Source organism: Cupriavidus basilensis OR16 (assembly GCF_000243095.1).
GTDB classification, from domain to species: domain Bacteria; phylum Pseudomonadota; class Gammaproteobacteria; order Burkholderiales; family Burkholderiaceae; genus Cupriavidus; species Cupriavidus basilensis_D.
In genome coordinates this window covers 73110-90678 of record NZ_AHJE01000098.1, presented here as the reverse complement: position 1 = coordinate 90678, position 17569 = coordinate 73110, and the positions used below count along the sequence as shown (strand labels likewise).

The window sequence follows — 17569 nt, the reverse complement described above, 5'->3', positions numbered from 1 at the left end:
CGATGGATACGCAGGATAACAAGCAGGCGGGTGGCCGCCTCGATGACACAAGGAGTCGATGAGATGGATCTAGGACTGCGCGGCAAGCATGCGCTGGTGTGTGGCGCCAGCAAGGGTCTCGGTTTTGCCTGCGCCGATGCGCTGGCTGCCGAAGGCGTGGATGTGGTGATCGTGGCGCGCGGCGCCGAGGCGCTGGAAAAAGCAGCGGCGGACCTGCGCGCGCGCCACGGCCGGCGCGTGATGGCGGTCGCCACCGACATCACCACCCCGGCAGGGCGAAAGCTGGCGCTGGACGCCGTCGCCAAGCTGGGCGACCTCGACATCCTCGTCAACAACGCCTCGACATCCTCGTCAACAACGCTGGCGGCCCGCCTCCGGGCAATTTCCGCGACTGGGACCGCGACGCCTGGCTGGCGGCGATCGATGCCAACATGCTGACCCCGATCGAGCTGATCAAGGCCACGGTGGACGGCATGATCGCGCGCAAATGGGGCCGCATCATCAACATCACCAGCGGTGCCGTGAAGGCGCCGATCGACGTGCTCGGCCTGTCCAATGGCGCGCGCTCGGGCCTGACCGGCTTCGTCGCCGGCCTGGCGCGCGAAGTGGCGCAGCACGGCGTGACGGTGAACAACCTGCTGCCCGGCCCGTTCAACACGGATCGCCTCTACAAGACCATGGAAGGCGGCGCCAAGCAGGCCGGCCTGTCGATCGAGGAAGTCTCGAAGCGCCGCGCCGCGCAGAACCCGAGCCGCCGCTTTGGCGAGCCGGCCGAGTTCGGCGCCACCTGCGCCTTCCTGTGCAGCCGCCAGGCCGCGTACATGACCGGGCAGAACGTGCTTCTCGACGGCGGCGCCTACCCCGGCACGTTCTAGGCTACTGCCGCACCCAACGCCGCGGCGCCGCGGGCGTTTTTCGGCCGGGCCATGCCGGCCCGGCCTTTCTCTGATTGGCCAGGATGATGCCGATGACTCCCCCTCGTATTGCGCTGATCGCGCACGACCACAAGAAAGACGACATCGTGGCTTTTGCTGGCCGCCATCGCGATTTCCTGTCGCGTTGCGAATTGCTGGCCACCGGTACCACGGGCGGCCGCCTGAGCGACGAAATCGGCCTGACGGTGACGCGCATGCTCTCCGGCCCCTGGGGCGGCGACCTGCAGATCGGCGCGCAACTGGCCGAAGGCCGCGTGGGCGTGGTGATCTTCCTGCGCGACCCCATGACACCGCAACCGCACGAACCCGATATCAACGCCCTGGTGCGCGCCTGTGACGTGCACAACGTGCCATGCGCCACCAACGTGGCCACCGCCGATCTCCTGATCGCGGAGCTGCGGCGCCTGTATCCGGAGTAAGCGGCGGCTGCCCGAGGCATTGCCGCCCCCAAGCAACCCACCGCACCAACACGCATCAACAGGAAAAGGAGCGAGACATGAGCAAGGCCATCCGCATTTTCGAGACCGGCGGCCCGGAGGTGATGCAGTGGGTCGACGTCGAGGTCGGGGATCCCGGCCCCGGCGAGGTGCGCGTGCGGCATGAGGCGGTTGGCCTCAACTACATCGACGTGTATTTCCGCACCGGGCTGTACAAGCAGCCGCTGCCGGCCGGCCTCGGCATGGAAGGCGCTGGCGTGGTGGAGGCGGTTGGCGCGGGCGTGGGGCACCTGAGCGTGGGCGACCGCGTTGCTTATGCCGGCCGTCCCACGGGCGCCTATGCGCAGGTGCGGGTCATGCCGGCCGATATCGTGGTGCGCCTGCCGGATGCCATCTCGTTCGAGCAGGGCGCGGCGATGATGCTGCAGGGCCTGACCACGCAGTACCTGCTGCGCGACAGCTACCGCGTGCAGGCAGGAGATACCGTGCTGCTGCACGCCGCGGCGGGTGGTGTTGGCCTGATCGCCAGCCAGTGGCTCAAGGCGCTCGGCGCCACCGTGATCGGCACCGCCGGCAGTGATGAAAAAGCCGCGCTGGCGCGCGCGCATGGGTGCGACCACACCATCGTCTACACGCGTGAATCCTTCGTCGACAAGGTCAAGGAAATCACCGGCGGCAAGGGCGTCGCCGCGGTCTACGACTCGGTCGGCAAGGACACCTTCAATGGCTCGCTGGATTGCCTGAAACCGCGCGGCACCATGGTGGTGTTCGGTAACGCATCCGGCCCGGTGCCGCCGTTCGACCTCTCGGTGCTGGGCAACAAGGGTTCGCTGCGCATCACGCGGCCCACGCTGATGACCTATGTGGTGCACCGCGAACTGCTGGAGCCGATGGCGGCGGAACTGTTCGAGATGGTGACCAGCGGCCGGGTGAAGATCGAAGTCCGCCAACGCTACGCACTGGCGGATGTGGCGCAGGCGCATCGCGACCTGGAAGGCCGCAAGACCACTGGCACGACCGTCCTGCTGCCCTGACGCGGCAGCCCGGCCTGCTAGCGCGCGCGCACCGTCTGGGCCCCGGCGCGCGCCTCCGCCTGCCGCAAGACATGTGGCGGCAGGCGCTTGAGGATGAAGTGCACCGCGAGCGGGATCAGCACTGCGTCGTCCATCAGGCCCAGGACAGGAATGAAGTCGGGGATCAGGTCAATGGGTGAAATGGCGTAGAGCACCAGGCCGAACGTGGCCGGCCGCAGCCAGCGCGGGGCGTCGGGATGGCGCAACGCGTACCACAGCAGGCGGCCGTCGCGCCGCACCAGGGTCCACAGAGCCGAAAACCGTTTCCACATGAGAGTCCTCCTCCACTTTCAACCAATGCCAAGCGATGTGGCCGATTGCGCCACACGCAGATAGCTTGGGCCAATCTATGGCGCTTCAAGTTCCGCGGGGCACTCAGCAAGGGGAGGGGTGGCGCGAAGGACATCCGGCGAAGGACATCCTGCCCGGCAGGCCCGCGAGCGCGGACCTGCCGGCAACAGCGGAACCGGCGCTGGCGATCAGCCCGGGATCTTGCCTTCCACGCCTTCGACGTAGAACTTGATGCCGTGCAGGAAGCCGTCGTCGGCAGCCTGGTCCTTGGCCAGCTGTTCCTTGCCGGTGTTGTCCTTGAGCGGACCCTTCCAGATTGGAGCCGAGCCGTCGGCGATGCCCTTCTTGCGCTCTTCCACCAGTGCCTTCACGTCATCCGGCACCACGGCGTTGAAGCCCTTGAGGTCGATCATGCCTTCCTTGACGCCCCACCACGTGGTGCCGTTCTTCCACTGGTTAGCCAGCACGTCGCCGACCACCTTGTTGTAGTACACGCCCCACGAGATCACCGAGGCGGCCAGGTGGGCCTTCTCGCCGAACTTGCTCATGTCGCTGTCCCAGCCGAATGCGTACACGCCCTTTTCCTGCGCGGTCTGCACCACGGCGGCGGAGTCGGTGTTCTGCATCAGCATGTCCACGCCCTGGCCGATCAGCGTGGTAGCGGCTTCACGCTCCTTGCCCGGATCGAACCACTTGTTCACCCACACCACCTTGACGGTGGCCTTGGGGTTGACGCTGCGCGCGCCGATGGTGAACGAGTCGATGTTGCGGATCACCTCGGGGATGGGTACCGATGCCACCACGCCCATCTTGCCGGTCTTGCTCATCTTGCCGGCGACCACGCCAGCCAGGTAAGCGCCTTCATAGGTGCGCACGTCATACTGGGCCAGGTTGTCGGCGGTCTTGAAGCCGGTGGCATGCTCGAACTTCACGTCCGGGAATTCCTTGGCGACCTTGAGCATCGATTCCATGTAACCGAAGCTGGTGCCGAAGATGACCTTGTTGCCTTGCGCGGCGAGATCGCGGAACACGCGTTCGGCGTCGGCGGCGGATTCAGGCACGTTCTCGACGAAGGAAGTCTTCACCTTGTCGCCGTACTTTTCCTCCACGGCCTTGCGGCCGGCATCGTGGGCGTAGGTCCAGCCGGCATCGCCGACCGGGCCGATGTAGACGAAGGCGACCTTGAGCGGCTCGGCCTTCTGCTCGGCTGCGGGAGCGGAGGCCGGAGCCGCGCTTTCCGCCGGCTTCTCGGCTTCTTTCTTGCCGCAGCCCGCGAGAGCCAGCACGGCGGTGGCAGCCAGTGCGGCAAGGGTTTTCCTGCGCGTGACGATCATGATTTCTCCTTGTAATGACCGGGGTATCGAGTACCGATGTTTTGATTAAGGTTGCAACTGTGGCTCTGAACAACGAGGGCTTTAAGCCTGGGGTCTCTGACGGACCTTAAAAACGAAACAAGAACGGAAATCGCGGCGCTGCCCGGCGCGGCGCCGGGCAGGCACGGCAACAGGGTCGTCAGGCGGCTCCCGGGCGGAACGGCTTGCCCAGCGAGGCCGGCATGTTCAGGCGGATCCACGCCGGGTTGCGCGAGATCAGCGCCAGCACGACGATGGTCGCCGCGTATGGCAGCATCGACAGGATCTGCGACGGCACCGACACGCCAATGCCCTGCAGGTAGAACTGCAGGATGGTGACGCCGCCGAACAGCCAGGCTCCGGCCCAGACGCGGCCCGGGCGCCAAGTGGCGAAGGTAGTCAGCGCCAGCGCGATCCAGCCACGCCCGGCCACCAGGTTCTCCACCCACATCGGCGTGTACACCAGCGACAGGTAGGCGCCGGCCAGCCCGCAGCAAGCGCCGCCGAACAGCAGCGCGCCAAAGCGGATCAGGCGCACCGGATACCCCAGCGCATGCGCGGATTCCGGCGACTCGCCGATCGCGCGCAGCGTCAGCCCGGCGCGCGTGCGGAACAGGAACCACATGATGGCAGCGCACAGGAACAGGCTGAAATACACCATCCAGTGTTGCTGGAAGAAGGCCGGCCCGAAGAACGGGATATCGGCCAGCCAGGGAATCGACTTGGCCTGCGACGGCATGGCAAAGCCGACAAAGCGCTGGCCCATGAACGCCGACAGCCCGGTGCCGAAGATCGACAGCGCCAAGCCGGTGGCCACCTGGTTGGTGGCCAGCACCAGCGCCAGCCACGAGAACAGCGTGGCCATCAGCATGCCGGCCAGCGCGCCGGCGGCAAAGCCGATCAGCGGCGACTGGGTCTGGTAGCCGACCATGAAGCCGAACGCGGCGGCGACCAGCATCATGCCTTCGGCGCCCAGGTTGAGCACGCCGGCGCGTTCGTTGATGAGCAAGCCAAGCGCCGCCAGCAGCAACGGCGTGCCAGCGTTGATCGCGGTGGCGATAAGAGGGGCGAGTTGTTCCATGTCTTGGGGGTTCCGCTCAGGCGGCCTTGGCGCGCCAGCGCAGGCGGTTGTCGATCAGCGTATCGCTGGCCAGCAGGAAGAACAGCAGCATGCCCTGGAACACCAGGCCCAGCGCAGAAGGCAGGCCCAGGCGCGACTGGGCCATTTCGCCGCCGATATAGAACAGCGACATGACAATGCCGCCGAACACGGTGCCCACCGGATGCAGGCGGCCGACAAAGGCCACGATGATCGCGGTGAAGCCGTAGCCCGGCGAGATCGAGGGCAGCAACTGGCCGATCGGGCCGGTCACCTCGAACGCGCCCGCCAGGCCGGCCGTGCCACCGGAGATCATCAGCGCGCTCCACAGCGAGCGGCGCGCCGAGAAGCCGGCATAGCGCGCCGCCGCCGGGCGGTGCGCCCACCTGCAGGCGGTAGCCCGCGAAGCTGCGGAAGATGAAGACGGTCATCACCACCACCAGCACCAGCATCACCGCGAAGCCCGCGTGCAGGCGCGAGCCCGACATCAGGTTGGGCAGCAGGAACTCGCTCGAGAACACCTTGGACTGCGGGAAGTTCATGCCGTTGGGATCCTTTAGCGGCCCGTTGACCACGTACAGCATCAACTGCTGCGCGATGTAGGTCAGCATCAGCGATACCAGGATCTCGTTGGCATTGAACTTGTCCTTGAGCGCGGCGGTGAGCGACGCCCAGAACATGCCGCCGGCCACGCCGGCCAGCGAGGCCAGCACCAGCACCACGGTGCCGTTGACGCCGTTGCCGGGCACGTCGAAATAGAGCACCGTGGCACCGGCGAAGATGCCGCCGGCGATCAACTGGCCATCGGCGCCGATGTTCCAGATATTGGCGCGGTAGCACACGGAAAGGCCGAGCGCGCACAGCACCAGCGGCACGGTCTTGAGCAGCACCTCGCCGATGGCGCGGCGGTCCTTGAGCGGGTCGACCAGGAACACCTTGAGCGCGGCCACCGGATCCTTGCCGAGCAGCAGGAACAGCAGCGCGCCGAAGGCCAGCGTCAAGGCCAGCGCGATGAAGGGCGAGGCGTAGGCCATGCGGCGCGAGGGCAGCCCGCGCGGCGCCAGCGATAGCGGCGAGCGAAGGAGGAAATCAGCCATGGTGCACGGCCTCCTCTTGTTCGTGCTGGCCGCCTGGCCCGCCCCCCCAAAGACCGCTCATCCACAGGCCCACCTGCTCTCGCGTGGCGTCCTGGGTCGGAATCGACGGCGACAGCCGGCCCTTGGCAATCACGTGCAGGCGATCGCAGATGGCGAACAGTTCGTCCAGTTCTTCCGACACCACCAGCAACGCGCATCCTGTGGCCTTGAGCGCCAGCAGCTCGTTGTGGATCTGCGCCGCGGCGCCCACATCCACACCCCAGGTTGGCTGGGCCACGATCAGCACCTTAGGGCCGCTTTCGATCTCGCGGCCGACGATGAATTTCTGCAGGTTGCCGCCCGACAGGCTCTTGGCCAGCGCGTTGGGCCCGCTCGCCTTGACGCGGAAACGGGCGATCACGGCCTGCGCCAGGCCGGCGGCGGCCTTGGGCGAAATCATGCCGCGCTGCACATAGGGCGCGGACTGGTGCGAAAGCAGGATATTCGCGGCCAGGCTCATGCCCGGCACGGCGCCACGGCCGAGGCGTTCCTCGGGCACGAAGGCCAGCCCGGCGCGGCGCCGCTGGCGCGCGTCGAGCTTGCCCACCGCTTTGTTATCCAGCGTGATGGCATTGCGCGCGGCGCGTACATCCTCGCCTGACAGCGCCGCCAGCAATTCCTGCTGGCCGTTGCCGGACACGCCGGCGATGCCAACGATCTCGCCCGCGCGCAGGTCCAGCGAGATGCCGGCAAGCTCCGTTGCGAACGCATGCGAGCGTGGCAGCGAGAGTTCGCGCACCGCCAGCCGGCAGGCGCCGGGCTCGGTCTGCACGCGCGCCTCGCGCGGGGGCTCGCCGCCGATCATCAGGCGCGACAGCGAGGCCGCGCTTTCCTGGCGCGGATCGCACACGCCGGTGACACGGCCCATGCGCATCACGGTGGCGCTATGGCAAAGCTCGCGGATCTCGTCGAGCTTGTGGCTGATGTAGAGGATGCTGGTGCCTTCCGCCGCGAGCTGGCGCAGCGTGATGAAGAGGGTCTGCACCGCTTGCGGTGTCAGCACGGAAGTGGGCTCGTCCAGGATCAGCAGTTGCGGCTTGGCCAGCAGCGCCCGCACGATTTCCACGCGCTGGCGCTCGCCCACCGACAAGGTGTGCACATGGCGGTTCGGCTCCAGCGGCAGGCCATAGCGCTCCGCGGTCTCGCGGATCTGCTCGGCCAGCTGTTTCATATTGGTGCCGGCATGCGGGCTGCCGGCCGCCGCCTTGCCGCCCCGGGGCAGGCCAAGGGCGATGTTCTCGGTGACAGTCAGCGTATCGAACAGCGAAAAGTGCTGGAACACCATCGCGATGCCCAGGTTCCGTGCATCGTGCGGATTATGGATGGCGGTGAGGGCACCATTAAAGTGCATATCGCCGGCATCCGGCTTGACCGCGCCAAAGATGATTTTCATCAGGGTGGACTTGCCGGCGCCGTTCTCGCCGAGCACGGCGTGGATTTCGCCGGGGGCGACGACCAGGGAGACGTCGTCGTTGGCGGTCACGCCGGGGTAGCGCTTGCTGATATGGGCAAGCGCCAGCCTTGGGGTTGTGCTTAAGGTCACTGAGGCGGCTCGAGTTGTTATGGCAGCAACGTGGATCGATGTTCGTATCAGGCAGCACCTCCTGCAGTGCGTGGGGCAGGATCGCCGTTACGCATTGCAGCAACCATCACTGGATGGTGATGCCGTTTATTAACCGTGGATTATATAAGTGCGCGGGGTTCGGGCGACCTGATCCGGTCAGTTTTCTCGGCCCCACAACGGATACAGGCAGGTTGCAAGTCGCATAGGGCGGGAACGGAGGCGGCGCGATGCCGCCCCCGGTACTTCACAGCATGTCAGGCGCCGTGGCTGACCGCGATCTGGTTGAAGCGGCCTTCGCGGAAATCGGCCAGGGTCTGGTAGATCTCCTCCTGGGTGTTCATCACGAACGGCCCATATTGCGCGATCGGCTCGCCCAGCGGCTTGCCCGCGATCAGCAGGAAGCGCGCATCGGCCGTGGCCGTGACGTTGACCCCATCGGCGCCGGCGGCGTTGTCCAGCACGCCCATGCGCTGCGCTTCCAGCACGGCGGCATTGTCGCCCGTGCCGACCGCGATCTCGCCGCGGTAGGTGTACAGGAAGGCGTTATGGCCTTGCGGCAGGTCTTGCGAGAAGGTCTGCCCCGCCGGCAGCGACACGTCGAGGTAGAGCGGCTCCGTGACCGGGCGCGTGACCGCGCCGGCCACCCCGTGCGAGGCGCCCGCCAGCACGCGCACGGTAGCGCCGCCCGGCAGCGCTACCGTGGGCACGGCGGCGGATGGCAGGTCGCGGTACCAGGGCGCGGTCATCTTGTCCGCGGCAGGCAGGTTCAGCCACAGCTGGAAGCCTTCCATGCGGCCGTCTTCCTGTTCCGGCATCTCCGAGTGCACCACGCCAGCGCCCGCCACCATCCACTGGGCGCCGCCGTTTTCCAGCAGGCCTTCGTTGCCGGCGCTGTCGCGATGGCGCATGCGCCCGGCCAGCATGTAGGTGATGGTCTCGAAGCCGCGGTGCGGGTGGTCGGGGAAGCCGCCGATGTAGTCGTCGCGGCTATCGGTGCCGAACGCGTCCAGCATCAGGAACGGGTCCAGGCGGCGCTGCAGGTTCTGCGTCAGCACGCGGGTGAGCTTGACGCCGGCGCCGTCCGAGGTGGCGATGCCGCGCACCACGCGGTCGACCGCGCGCGAGCGCTGCACGGTTTCCGTGGCGGTGGCCGGGACGGTGGGGGCGGTGAATGCGGTAGTGCGTTGTTCCATGATCGATCTCCTGTTGGCTGGGGTGGCGGCAAGGGCGCGCGGCCCCAAGGGCTACCCTCGTAATTTACGGGTTTGGGCCAGAACCGGTAGAGGTCATCCGGGCAAAAGATTGTTCCGCCCATGGTACGGCTGACATCCCGCACGGCATCATTTTTGGAACAACGCGAGCCACACCGAGATGTCAGACGAAGCCTGACAAAGGCGGGCAGAAAGCAGGGCGAAAGTGCAGGGGAAGCGTGATGGTGACAAGATCGCCGTAAATGGGTATAATAGTGCTCTCGTTGTCATCCGATGCCGCGCAATTGCGTTAGCAAGCTGATCGGGCTGGCAGGGTTTGGGCAGGCGTTTTGAGTGCCGCCCCAACACCTCCCTCCCAAGCGCTGCACCGGCCGATTGATCCGGCGGCGCGTCGGAACCACCAAATTTGCGCTGCCACTGGCCTCCCGTTCCTGCACCTTGCAGCGGGTTGCGCCGCTCCCGGGACTCCCGCCTTTACCGGCAGGCGTCCCTTCAATTGGGTTTCCCGCTCTCCAGCGTGAAGCCCGGCGCCCGTCCACCGGCTCATCTGCCGGTCATGGCGGGCAAGGCAATCTAGTCAGGGCCGGCGGCCCCCATTTGCACCCGCCCGCGCCCACTTAGTTCGTCCGTCAATCCGGTTGTGGCTCTTCGTGCCCGCATCCGGCATGCGGACAGAGGGGAATATGTCCAAGCAATCCTTGCAGGCGCTGGCCTGGGGATGTCTCACGCTTGCTGCGCTGGCCGGTCTGGTCGCGTGGATCGGCGTCGATGTCATCCTGCAATATCAGGACCGCCTGTGGTACGACGTGGCCGACCACCTGCGCCTGGTGGCGTGGTCGATGGCGCTGGCACTGGCCACTGGCATCCCGGCCGGCATCGGCCTGAGCCGTCCATGCATGCGCCGCTGGGCCGACCGCCTGATGCAGGTCTTCAATATCGGCAACACCGTACCGTCGCTGGCGGTGCTGGCGCTGGCCCTGGCCGTGCTCGGCATTGGCGAGCGGCCCGCCATCCTGGCGTTGTGGCTGGCTTCGCTGCTGCCGATCGTGCGTAATACCTGCGAGGGCTTGCGCGGCGTCTCCCCGGCACTGACCGAGGCGGCGCGCGGGCTTGGCATGACCGCCATGCAGCGCCTGTTCCGGGTCGAGTTGCCCAACGCGCTGCCGGTGATCCTGGCGGGCGTGCGCATCAGTCTGGTGATCAATGTCGGCACGGTGCCGCTGTCCTTCCTGATCGGGGCCAACAGCCTGGGTGAGTTGATTTTCCCCGGCATCTACCTGAACAACCAGCCCCTGCTGTTGCTGGGCGCCGCGGCCACCGCGCTGCTGGCGCTCGCCCTCGATGGCCTGTTTGCCGCCGCGGGTTATTGCTACCTGCGCCGCCGCGGGCTGGCGCGCTGATGCGCGCGCCGAACATGAAGGAGAACCCCATGCATTTCATCACAAGCGCGCTGGCCCGCGCGGGCCGCGTCGCCCGCGGCCGGGCACGCATGCTGGCGAGTGTCGCCGTGCTTGCCGCCGCGGCAGCCCTGGCGCTGCCGGCGCACGCCGATGCCATCCGCGTCGGCGGCAAGAATTTCACCGAGCAGTTGATCCTGTCGTCGATGACCACGCAGTACCTGCAGGCCAAGGGCTTCACCACCGAGCTCACCGCCGGCCTGGGCAGCACGCTGATGCGCCAGGCCATGGAAAGCGGCCAGCTCGACGTGGTGTGGGACTACACCGGCACGGCGCTGATCGTGTTCAACAAGGTCGAGGAGAAGCTCGGCGCCGAGGAGAGCTACGCACGCGTCAAGACGCTCGACGCCGCGCGCGGCCTGATGTGGCTCGACGCCTCAGGCATCAACAACACCTATGCGCTGGCGATGCCGAGAAAGCGCGCCGAAGCCGCCGGCGTGACCACGCTGTCGGCCTTCGCCGAGAAGATGCGCGCCGCCGGCGAGAACACCGCGCATCCGTTCGCGGTCGACATGGAATTCGCCGCGCGCCCCGACGGGCTGGAGCCGCTCAAGGCGCGCTACCAGTTGCCGTTCTCGCGCCGCGACGTGATCCAGCTCGATCCCGGGCTGGTCTACACGGCGCTCAAGAACGACCAGGTCGAACTGGGCCTCGTCTACACCACCGATGGCCGCGTCAAGGGCTTCGACCTGGTGCTGCTGGAAGACGACCAGCACTTCTTCCCCGCGTATAACGCCGTGCCCGTGGTGCGCAAGGCAACGCTGCAAGCGCATCCCGAACTCGCCGGCCTGCTCAACGCACTGTCGGCCAAGCTCGATAACGCGGCGATGACCGAGATGAACTACAAGGTCGATATCGACCAGCAGCCGGCCGACAAGGTGGCGCAGGAATTCCTGCGCGGCCACGGCCTGATCTGAGGGGGGCGCATGGACTTGCTGACTTACCTTCAACACAGCTGGCCAACGCTGCTCAAGCTCACCGGCCAGCATCTGGCGCTGGTGGGCTCGGCGGTGGGCCTGGCGATCGTCGTCGGCGTGCCGCTGGGCATCCTGTGCGCGCGATTCCGCTTTCTCGCCACGCCGCTGCTGACGCTGGCCACCATCGTGCTGACCCTGCCGTCGATCGCGCTGTTCGGCCTGATGATCCCGATCTTTGCGCGCTTCGGCCACGCACTGGGCTACGTGCCGGCGGTGACCGCGGTGTTTCTCTATTCGCTGCTGCCGATCATGCGCAATACCTGCGTGGCGCTCGCCAATGTGGACGACGGCATCCAGGAAGCCGGGCGCGGCATCGGCATGACCACCTGGCAGCGCATGCGGCTGGTGGACCTGCCGCTGGCCGTGCCCGTCATCCTCGGCGGCGTGCGTACCGCCGTGGTGATGAACATCGGCGTGGCCACCATCGCCGCCATCATTGGCGCGGGTGGACTTGGGGTGCTGATCCTGCAAGCGATCAGCCAGAGCAACATGAGCAAGCTGGCGATCGGCGCGGTGCTGGTCAGCGTGCTCGCCATCGTGGCCGATGCCTGCCTGCAGTGGTTGCAGCGGGCGCTGACACCGAAAGGAATTCGCTGAACATGATTGAACTCGACCAACTCACCAAGACCTTCAAGCAAAAAGACGGCGCCGAAGTGCGCGCCGTCGATGCCGTCTCGCTGACGGTGCCCAAGGGCGAGATCTGTGTCTTCCTCGGTCCCTCCGGCTGCGGCAAGACCACCACGCTCAAGATGATCAACCGCCTGATCCAGCCCAGCTCCGGGCGGGTGCTGATCGACGGCGAGGACACCACCCGCGTCGACGAAGTCACGCTGCGGCGCAAGATCGGCTACGTGATCCAGCAGATCGGCCTGTTCCCCAACATGACCATCGAGGAGAACATCATGGTCGTGCCGCGCCTGCTGGGCTGGGACAAGAAGCGCAGCCGCGAGCGCGCACGCGAGCTGATGGCGATGGTGCAGCTCGATCCCGGCAAGATGCTCACGCGCTACCCGCGTGAACTCTCGGGCGGGCAGCAGCAGCGCATCGGCGTGATCCGCGCGCTGGCGGCGGACGCGCCCGTGCTGCTGATGGACGAGCCGTTCGGCGCGGTGGACCCGATCAATCGCGAGAGCATCCAGAACGAGTTCTTCCAGATGCAGCGCCAGCTCGGCAAGACCGTGATCATGGTCTCGCACGACATCGACGAGGCGATCAAGCTGGGCGACCGCGTGGCTGTGTTCCGCGGTGGCAAGCTGGTGCAGTTCGATCATCCCGATGCGCTGCTGGCGCGCCCGGCCGACGATTTCGTGCAGGCCTTCATCGGCCACGACAACACGCTCAAGCGCCTGCTGCTGGTGCGTGCGGGCGATGCCGCCACCATGGCGCAGAGCTGCAGCCCCGGCATGCCGCTCGCGCAGGCCTTCGCCATCATGGACGAAGCTGATGTGCGGCACCTGCCGGTGGTGGACGACGCCCAGCGCGCGCTGGGCTATGTCACGCGGCGCGACGCGCGCGCGGGGCAGGGCGTGTGTGCCGATGCGATGCGCCGTTCATGGCGACCGCCGCGTTCGACGAGCACCTGCGCATCGTGCTCTCGCGCATGTACCAGCACAACACCAGCTGGCTGCCGGTGGTGGATGCGGGTGGGGTCTATCTTGGGGAAGTCACGCAGGAGTCGATCGCCGACTATCTCAGCTCGGGCCGCTCGCGCGGGAACGCGCCGGTGATCCAGCCGCCGCAGGCGCCGGCTGCCATCGAGCGCATCGCCGCGTAATGCCCAGCTAGCGCGGGATAGGAAAAGGGCCGGAGTTTCCGGCCCTTTTCCATGGTGGCGCACGCGGGGTCAGTCGCGGGCCAGTTGCCCGTCGGTGAGCCGCCACACGTTCAGCGGGTTGCCATCCTGGAGCGCGGGCGGCAGTAGTTCCGCCGGCACGTTCTGGTAGCACACCGGACGCAGGAAGCGCTCGATGGCCGATGCGCCGACCGAGGTGGCGCGCGTGTCGGACGTGGCGGGGAACGGGCCGCCGTGCACCATTGCGTACGACACTTCCACGCCCGTCGGGTAGCCGTTGAACAGCACGCGCCCGGCCTTGCGCTCGAGCACGGTCAGCAGGCTGCCGGCCTCGGCATGATCCCCCGCATCCGCCTGGATTGTGGCGGTCAGCTGGCCTTCCAGGCGCCGTGCCACGGCCAGCATCTCCTCGTGGTCGCGGCATACGACCAGCACCGAGGATGGGCCAAACACCTCGGCTTCCATGCGGTGGTCCGCAAGGAAGCGCGCGGCCGTGGTTTCGAACAGCGCGGGGCGGGCCTGGTTGGGGCCGCTGGCCGCCTGGCCGCTGCCGATGCGGCGCAGCCCTTCGATATCGCCGAGCTGGGCTACGCCCTTGTCGTACGCCTGGCTGATGCCGGGGGTCAGCATGGTTGCGGCCGCCTTGGCGGACAGCGCGGCAATCGTACCCTGGCGCAGCACATCCAGCGCCGGGCTTTCCACTGCCAGCAGCAGGCCGGGGTTGGTGCAGAACTGGCCTACGCCCATGACCAGCGAGTCCACCAGGTTGCGCGCGATCTCCGCGCCGCGGGCGGCCAGGGCTGCCGGCAGCAGGAACACCGGGTTGATGCTGCTCATTTCCGCATAGACCGGGATCGGCTGGGGACGGCTGTTGGCCGTCTGCACCAGCGCCAGGCCGCCGCTGCGCGAGCCCGTGAAGCCCACTGCCTGGATCGACGGATGCGCGACCAGGGCCGTGCCGATGGCCACGCCCGCGCCCACCAGCAGCGAGAAAACGCCTTCCGGCAGGCCTGCATCGGCCACGGCCTTCTGGATCACGCGCCCGACCAGTTCGGAGGTGCCGAGGTGGGCCGAGTGCGCCTTGACGATGACCGGGCAACCGGCCGCCAGCGCGGACGCGGTATCGCCGCCCGCCACGGAGAACGCGAGCGGGAAATTGCTGGCGCCGAACACTGCCACCGGGCCAACCGCGATCTTCTGCAGACGCAGGTCGGGGCGCGGCGGCGTGCGCTCCGGCAGGGCGGAGTCGAGCGTGGCGGATTGCCAGCGGCCATCGCGCAGCACGCTGGCGAACAGGCGCAACTGGCCGGCGGTGCGGGCGCGCTCTCCCTGCAAGCGCGCGATGGGCAGCGCGCTTTCGGCGTGGGCACGCTCGATCAGCACATCGCCAAGCGCTTCCAGGCCGCTGGCGATCGACTCCAGGAACTTGGCGCGGGTTTCCGGCGACGTGTTGCGGTAGGTGTCGAACGCGGCCTCGGCCAGCGCGCAGGCACGCTCGGCCTCGGCGGCGCCGCCGCCATGGAATTCCGGTGCCAGGATGTCACCCGTGGCCGGGTTGGTGGCATGGAGGATCTTGGTGGTGCCGCGCACTGCGCTGGCGCCGATCAGCATTTCGCCGGTAAGGGTCATGAGCGTTTCCTGCTTTTCAACTGCGATCAAGGGGGAGCGCGCCGTAGCTTGCGCTTGGGGTGGCATGGATGTGATGCGGGATGCATAGCCATTGCGGCCGTGTCTTGCTAGGCGTTATTGTAAGACATCCTACAACATAAGATGCCTGAGCCGCAAGCAGGAAGACCCTGGTCCCGCCGGGTCCTCCGGGTGGCCAACCTTAGCTGGCTTCCACTGCCGCTGATGCCTTGCGCAGGCGCTCGCGGCTGTTGGTCAAGTGCATGCGCATGGCGGCCTTGGCGCCTTCGGGGTCGCGCCGCTCAATGGCGTCAAAGATATTATCGTGCTCGATATTGACGCGCTCGAGGTACTGCTCGCGCTCCTGCGCGCTGACATGCAGCCGGCTGCGCGGGATCACCATGGTGCCCAGGTGGCCCATGATGTCCGTGAAGTAGCGGTTGCCGGTGGCACGCGCGATGAGCAGGTGGAACTCGAAATCGGCGCCGACCGAATCTTCGCCGCCCGCCGCGGTGCGCTTGAGCTCATCGAGCGCACCGCGCATTGCCGCCAGTTGCTCGTCGCTGCGCCGGGTGGCTGCCAGGCTGGCCGCCTCGGCTTCCAGGCTCACACGGAATTCCAGCATGGCCAGCACGTCCATGGCAGTGCCCATGGTGGCGGGATCGATGCGGAAGGGCGAGCCGTTCTCGGCGCTGCGCGCTAGCACGAAGGTGCCGATGCCGTGGCGGGTTTCCACCAGCCCGCTGGCCTGCAGCCGCGACAGCGCTTCGCGCACCACGGTGCGGCTGACGCCGAGCGCGGCCATGATCTCGGACTCGGTCGGCAATTTGTCGCCCGGTTTAAGCTGGCCTTGCTGGATGCGCTCGCTCAGGTTGCTCACCGCCTCTTCGGCAAGCGTGCGGCCGCGGCGCCGCAGCGGGGTGGTAGAGGCAAACATCGGGTTTGACATGGTGATGGGCTGGGGCTTGACCGGATCGCAATGGCCTTATTATACTGCGTCATAAGTTATATGACGACAGATAACAGGTGTCTCCCAGCTCTCGGCTCATGCCAAGCGCGGCATGCACCGATGACCATGTCGCCGGCAACAAGCCGGCGCCTCCAGATCGAGACAATCCGCGCAATCGCAATGGCTGGCAGCCAGTCCAGGCCGCGTAGCGCTCTTCGCCGGAATCCACTATGACCCAATCGCCCATTTCCGCCCCCCGTGATGCGTCGTCGGCGGGGCCTGTCGCGGGCACGCCCGTCGTCACCGAGTTGACCGTGGTGCCGGTCGCTGGTCACGACAGCATGCTGATGAACCTGTCCGGCGCGCACGGCCCGTTCTTCACCCGCAATATCGTCATCCTCAAAGACAGCGCTGGCCATACCGGTGTCGGCGAGGTGCCCGGCGGCGAAGCGATCCGCCAGACGCTGGAGGATGCGCGTGAGCTTATCGTCGGCCAGTCGATCGGCAACCACCAGGCGCTGCTCAATCGCGTTCGCACCGCCTTCGCCAGCCGCGACGCGGGCGGCCGCGGCTTGCAGACCTTCGACCTGCGCATCGCCATTCATGCCGTCACCGCGCTCGAGGCGGCGCTGCTGGACCTGCTAGGCAAGCATCTGGGCGTGCCGGTAGCCGCGCTGCTGGGCGAAGGCCAGCAGCGCGATGCCGTGGAGATGCTGGGCTACCTGTTCTACATCGGCGAGCGCAACCGCACCACGCTCGGCTACCGCAGCGAGCCCGAGGCTGACAACGACTGGTTCCGCCTGCGCAATGAGGCCGCGATGGATGCGCAGGGCGTGGTACGCCTGGCGCAAGCCGCTTACGAGCGCTATGGCTTCAACGATTTCAAGCTCAAGGGCGGCGTGCTGCGCGGCGACGAAGAGATGGAAGCCATCCTGGCGCTCACCGAGCGCTTTCCCAAGGCGCGCATCACGCTGGACCCCAACGGTGCGTGGTCGCTGGCCGAAGCCGTGCGCCTGTGCCGCGACAAGCATGGCGTGCTGGCCTATGCCGAAGATCCGTGCGGCGCGGAAGAGGGCTACTCGGGCCGCGAGGTCATGGCCGAGTTCCGTACCGCCACCGGCCTGCCCACCGCCACCAACATGGTCGCGACCGACTGGCGCCAGATGGGCCACGCGGTGCGCCTGCAGTCGGTGGATATTCCGCTGGCCGACCCGCATTTCTGGACCATGCAGGGCTCGGTGCGGGTGGCGCAGATGTGCGCCGAGTGGGGCCTGACCTGGGGCTCGCACTCCAACAACCATTTTGATATCTCGCTGGCCATGTTCACCCATGTGGCCGCTGCCGCGCCGGGCCGCGTCACCGCCATCGATACCCACTGGATCTGGCAGGACGGCGAGCGCCTGACCAAGACGCCGCTGAAGATCGAGAACGGCAAGGTGGCCGTGCCGACCGAGCCGGGCCTGGGCGTGGAGCTCGATATGGAGCAACTGGCGCTGGCGCACGAGCGCTACAAGAACATGGGGCTGGGTGCGCGCGACGACGCCGTCGCCATGCAATTCCTGATCCCAGGCTGGACCTTCAACAACAAGGCGCCCTGCATGGTCCGGTGAGCCGCATCCGCGGCCCCGCGCGAATACGCGAATACAAAGAAAAACCCATAAGAACCAGGA

At 67.1% G+C, this 17569-nt stretch carries 13 protein-coding genes and 3 pseudogenes; 8 read left to right on the top strand and 8 right to left on the bottom strand.

Annotation, left to right across the window (positions count from 1 at the left end; translation table 11 throughout):
- Positions 1-63: 63 nt before the first annotated feature.
- The 3 genes and pseudogenes from OR16_RS30090 (at position 64) to OR16_RS30080 (ending at position 2406) form a co-directional block, all read left to right on the top strand.
- A pseudogene (locus OR16_RS30090) lies at positions 64-875 on the top strand (SDR family oxidoreductase).
- A gap of 92 nt (positions 876-967) precedes the next feature.
- Entirely contained in the window at positions 968-1354 is a 387-nt protein-coding gene (locus OR16_RS30085; RefSeq protein WP_006162443.1) for a methylglyoxal synthase, read from the top strand.
- A 77-nt stretch (positions 1355-1431) separates the two neighbouring features.
- Complete coding sequence (locus tag OR16_RS30080; RefSeq protein WP_006162442.1) at positions 1432-2406, top strand: quinone oxidoreductase family protein; 975 nt, start codon at positions 1432-1434, stop codon at positions 2404-2406.
- A 17-nt stretch (positions 2407-2423) separates the two neighbouring features.
- On the opposite strand, the gene OR16_RS30075 is transcribed toward OR16_RS30080, so the two are convergent.
- The 6 genes and pseudogenes from OR16_RS30075 to OR16_RS30050 all read right to left on the bottom strand — a co-directional run bounded on the left by OR16_RS30075 (position 2424) and on the right by OR16_RS30050 (position 9080).
- Positions 2424-2717 (bottom strand): YkvA family protein, encoded by a 294-nt coding sequence (locus tag OR16_RS30075; protein WP_006162441.1) that lies wholly within the window; start codon positions 2715-2717, stop codon positions 2424-2426.
- Positions 2718-2924: 207 nt separating this feature from the next.
- Positions 2925-4070 carry a BMP family ABC transporter substrate-binding protein gene (locus OR16_RS30070; RefSeq protein ID WP_006162440.1) on the bottom strand — a complete coding sequence of 382 codons (1146 nt, stop codon included), beginning with the start codon at positions 4068-4070 and terminating at the stop codon, positions 2925-2927.
- Between the two features lie 178 nt (positions 4071-4248).
- The gene (locus OR16_RS30065; protein WP_006162439.1) at positions 4249-5169 is read right to left on the bottom strand and encodes an ABC transporter permease; all 921 of its coding nucleotides are present in this window, start codon (positions 5167-5169) and stop codon (positions 4249-4251) included.
- A 16-nt stretch (positions 5170-5185) separates the two neighbouring features.
- A pseudogene (locus tag OR16_RS30060) lies at positions 5186-6284 on the bottom strand (ABC transporter permease).
- Positions 6277-7866: an ABC transporter ATP-binding protein gene (locus OR16_RS30055; RefSeq protein ID WP_006162437.1), complete on the bottom strand. Its 1590-nt coding sequence runs from the start codon at positions 7864-7866 to the stop codon at positions 6277-6279. The pseudogene OR16_RS30060 and the gene OR16_RS30055 overlap by 8 nt, the downstream one beginning before the upstream one ends.
- 275 nt (positions 7867-8141) lie before the next feature.
- The gene (locus OR16_RS30050; RefSeq protein ID WP_006162436.1) at positions 8142-9080 is read right to left on the bottom strand and encodes a pirin family protein; all 939 of its coding nucleotides are present in this window, start codon (positions 9078-9080) and stop codon (positions 8142-8144) included.
- 701 nt (positions 9081-9781) lie between these two features.
- Here OR16_RS30050 and OR16_RS30045 point away from each other — a divergent pair.
- The 4 genes and pseudogenes from OR16_RS30045 to OR16_RS30030 all read left to right on the top strand — a co-directional run bounded on the left by OR16_RS30045 (position 9782) and on the right by OR16_RS30030 (position 13306).
- A complete protein-coding gene (locus tag OR16_RS30045) occupies positions 9782-10498 on the top strand; it encodes an ABC transporter permease (RefSeq protein ID WP_006162435.1) in 717 nt (238 codons plus the stop codon).
- A 29-nt stretch (positions 10499-10527) separates the two neighbouring features.
- Positions 10528-11472 carry a glycine betaine ABC transporter substrate-binding protein gene (locus OR16_RS30040; protein WP_237717276.1) on the top strand — a complete coding sequence of 315 codons (945 nt, stop codon included), beginning with the start codon at positions 10528-10530 and terminating at the stop codon, positions 11470-11472.
- A 9-nt stretch (positions 11473-11481) separates the two neighbouring features.
- Positions 11482-12129, top strand: a complete 648-nt coding sequence (locus tag OR16_RS30035) for an ABC transporter permease (protein ID WP_006162433.1) — start codon at positions 11482-11484, stop codon at positions 12127-12129.
- Positions 12130-12131: 2 nt separating this feature from the next.
- Positions 12132-13306: pseudogene (locus OR16_RS30030) on the top strand (betaine/proline/choline family ABC transporter ATP-binding protein).
- 69 nt (positions 13307-13375) lie between these two features.
- Here the strand turns inward: OR16_RS30030 and OR16_RS30025 are convergent.
- Both OR16_RS30025 and OR16_RS30020 read right to left on the bottom strand, forming a co-directional pair.
- Positions 13376-14953 carry an aldehyde dehydrogenase (NADP(+)) gene (locus OR16_RS30025; protein WP_006162431.1) on the bottom strand — a complete coding sequence of 526 codons (1578 nt, stop codon included), beginning with the start codon at positions 14951-14953 and terminating at the stop codon, positions 13376-13378.
- A 199-nt stretch (positions 14954-15152) separates the two neighbouring features.
- Positions 15153-15899: a FadR/GntR family transcriptional regulator gene (locus OR16_RS30020; RefSeq protein WP_043421697.1), complete on the bottom strand. Its 747-nt coding sequence runs from the start codon at positions 15897-15899 to the stop codon at positions 15153-15155.
- 230 nt (positions 15900-16129) lie between these two features.
- Between OR16_RS30020 and gudD the strand changes: the two genes are divergently transcribed.
- Entirely contained in the window at positions 16130-17509 is a 1380-nt protein-coding gene (gudD, locus tag OR16_RS30015) for a glucarate dehydratase (protein WP_006162429.1), read from the top strand.
- Positions 17510-17569 lie beyond the last annotated feature (60 nt).

Excerpts from the sequence above, each read along its gene's own strand:
- OR16_RS30050 (WP_006162436.1), bottom strand. The coding sequence starts at position 9,080 with ATGGAACAACGCACTACCGCATTCACCGCCCCCACCGTCCCGGCCACC.
- OR16_RS30070 (WP_006162440.1), bottom strand. The coding sequence starts at position 4,070 with ATGATCGTCACGCGCAGGAAAACCCTTGCCGCACTGGCTGCCACCGCC.
- OR16_RS30025 (WP_006162431.1), bottom strand. The coding sequence starts at position 14,953 with ATGACCCTTACCGGCGAAATGCTGATCGGCGCCAGCGCAGTGCGCGGC.
- OR16_RS30065 (WP_006162439.1), bottom strand. The coding sequence starts at position 5,169 with ATGGAACAACTCGCCCCTCTTATCGCCACCGCGATCAACGCTGGCACG.
- OR16_RS30040 (WP_237717276.1), top strand. The coding sequence starts at position 10,528 with ATGCATTTCATCACAAGCGCGCTGGCCCGCGCGGGCCGCGTCGCCCGC.
- OR16_RS30085 (WP_006162443.1), top strand. The coding sequence starts at position 968 with ATGACTCCCCCTCGTATTGCGCTGATCGCGCACGACCACAAGAAAGAC.
- OR16_RS30075 (WP_006162441.1), bottom strand. The coding sequence starts at position 2,717 with ATGTGGAAACGGTTTTCGGCTCTGTGGACCCTGGTGCGGCGCGACGGC.
- gudD (WP_006162429.1), top strand. The coding sequence starts at position 16,130 with ATGACCCAATCGCCCATTTCCGCCCCCCGTGATGCGTCGTCGGCGGGG.
- OR16_RS30045 (WP_006162435.1), top strand. The coding sequence starts at position 9,782 with ATGTCCAAGCAATCCTTGCAGGCGCTGGCCTGGGGATGTCTCACGCTT.
- OR16_RS30080 (WP_006162442.1), top strand. The coding sequence starts at position 1,432 with ATGAGCAAGGCCATCCGCATTTTCGAGACCGGCGGCCCGGAGGTGATG.
- OR16_RS30020 (WP_043421697.1), bottom strand. The coding sequence starts at position 15,899 with ATGTCAAACCCGATGTTTGCCTCTACCACCCCGCTGCGGCGCCGCGGC.
- OR16_RS30035 (WP_006162433.1), top strand. The coding sequence starts at position 11,482 with ATGGACTTGCTGACTTACCTTCAACACAGCTGGCCAACGCTGCTCAAG.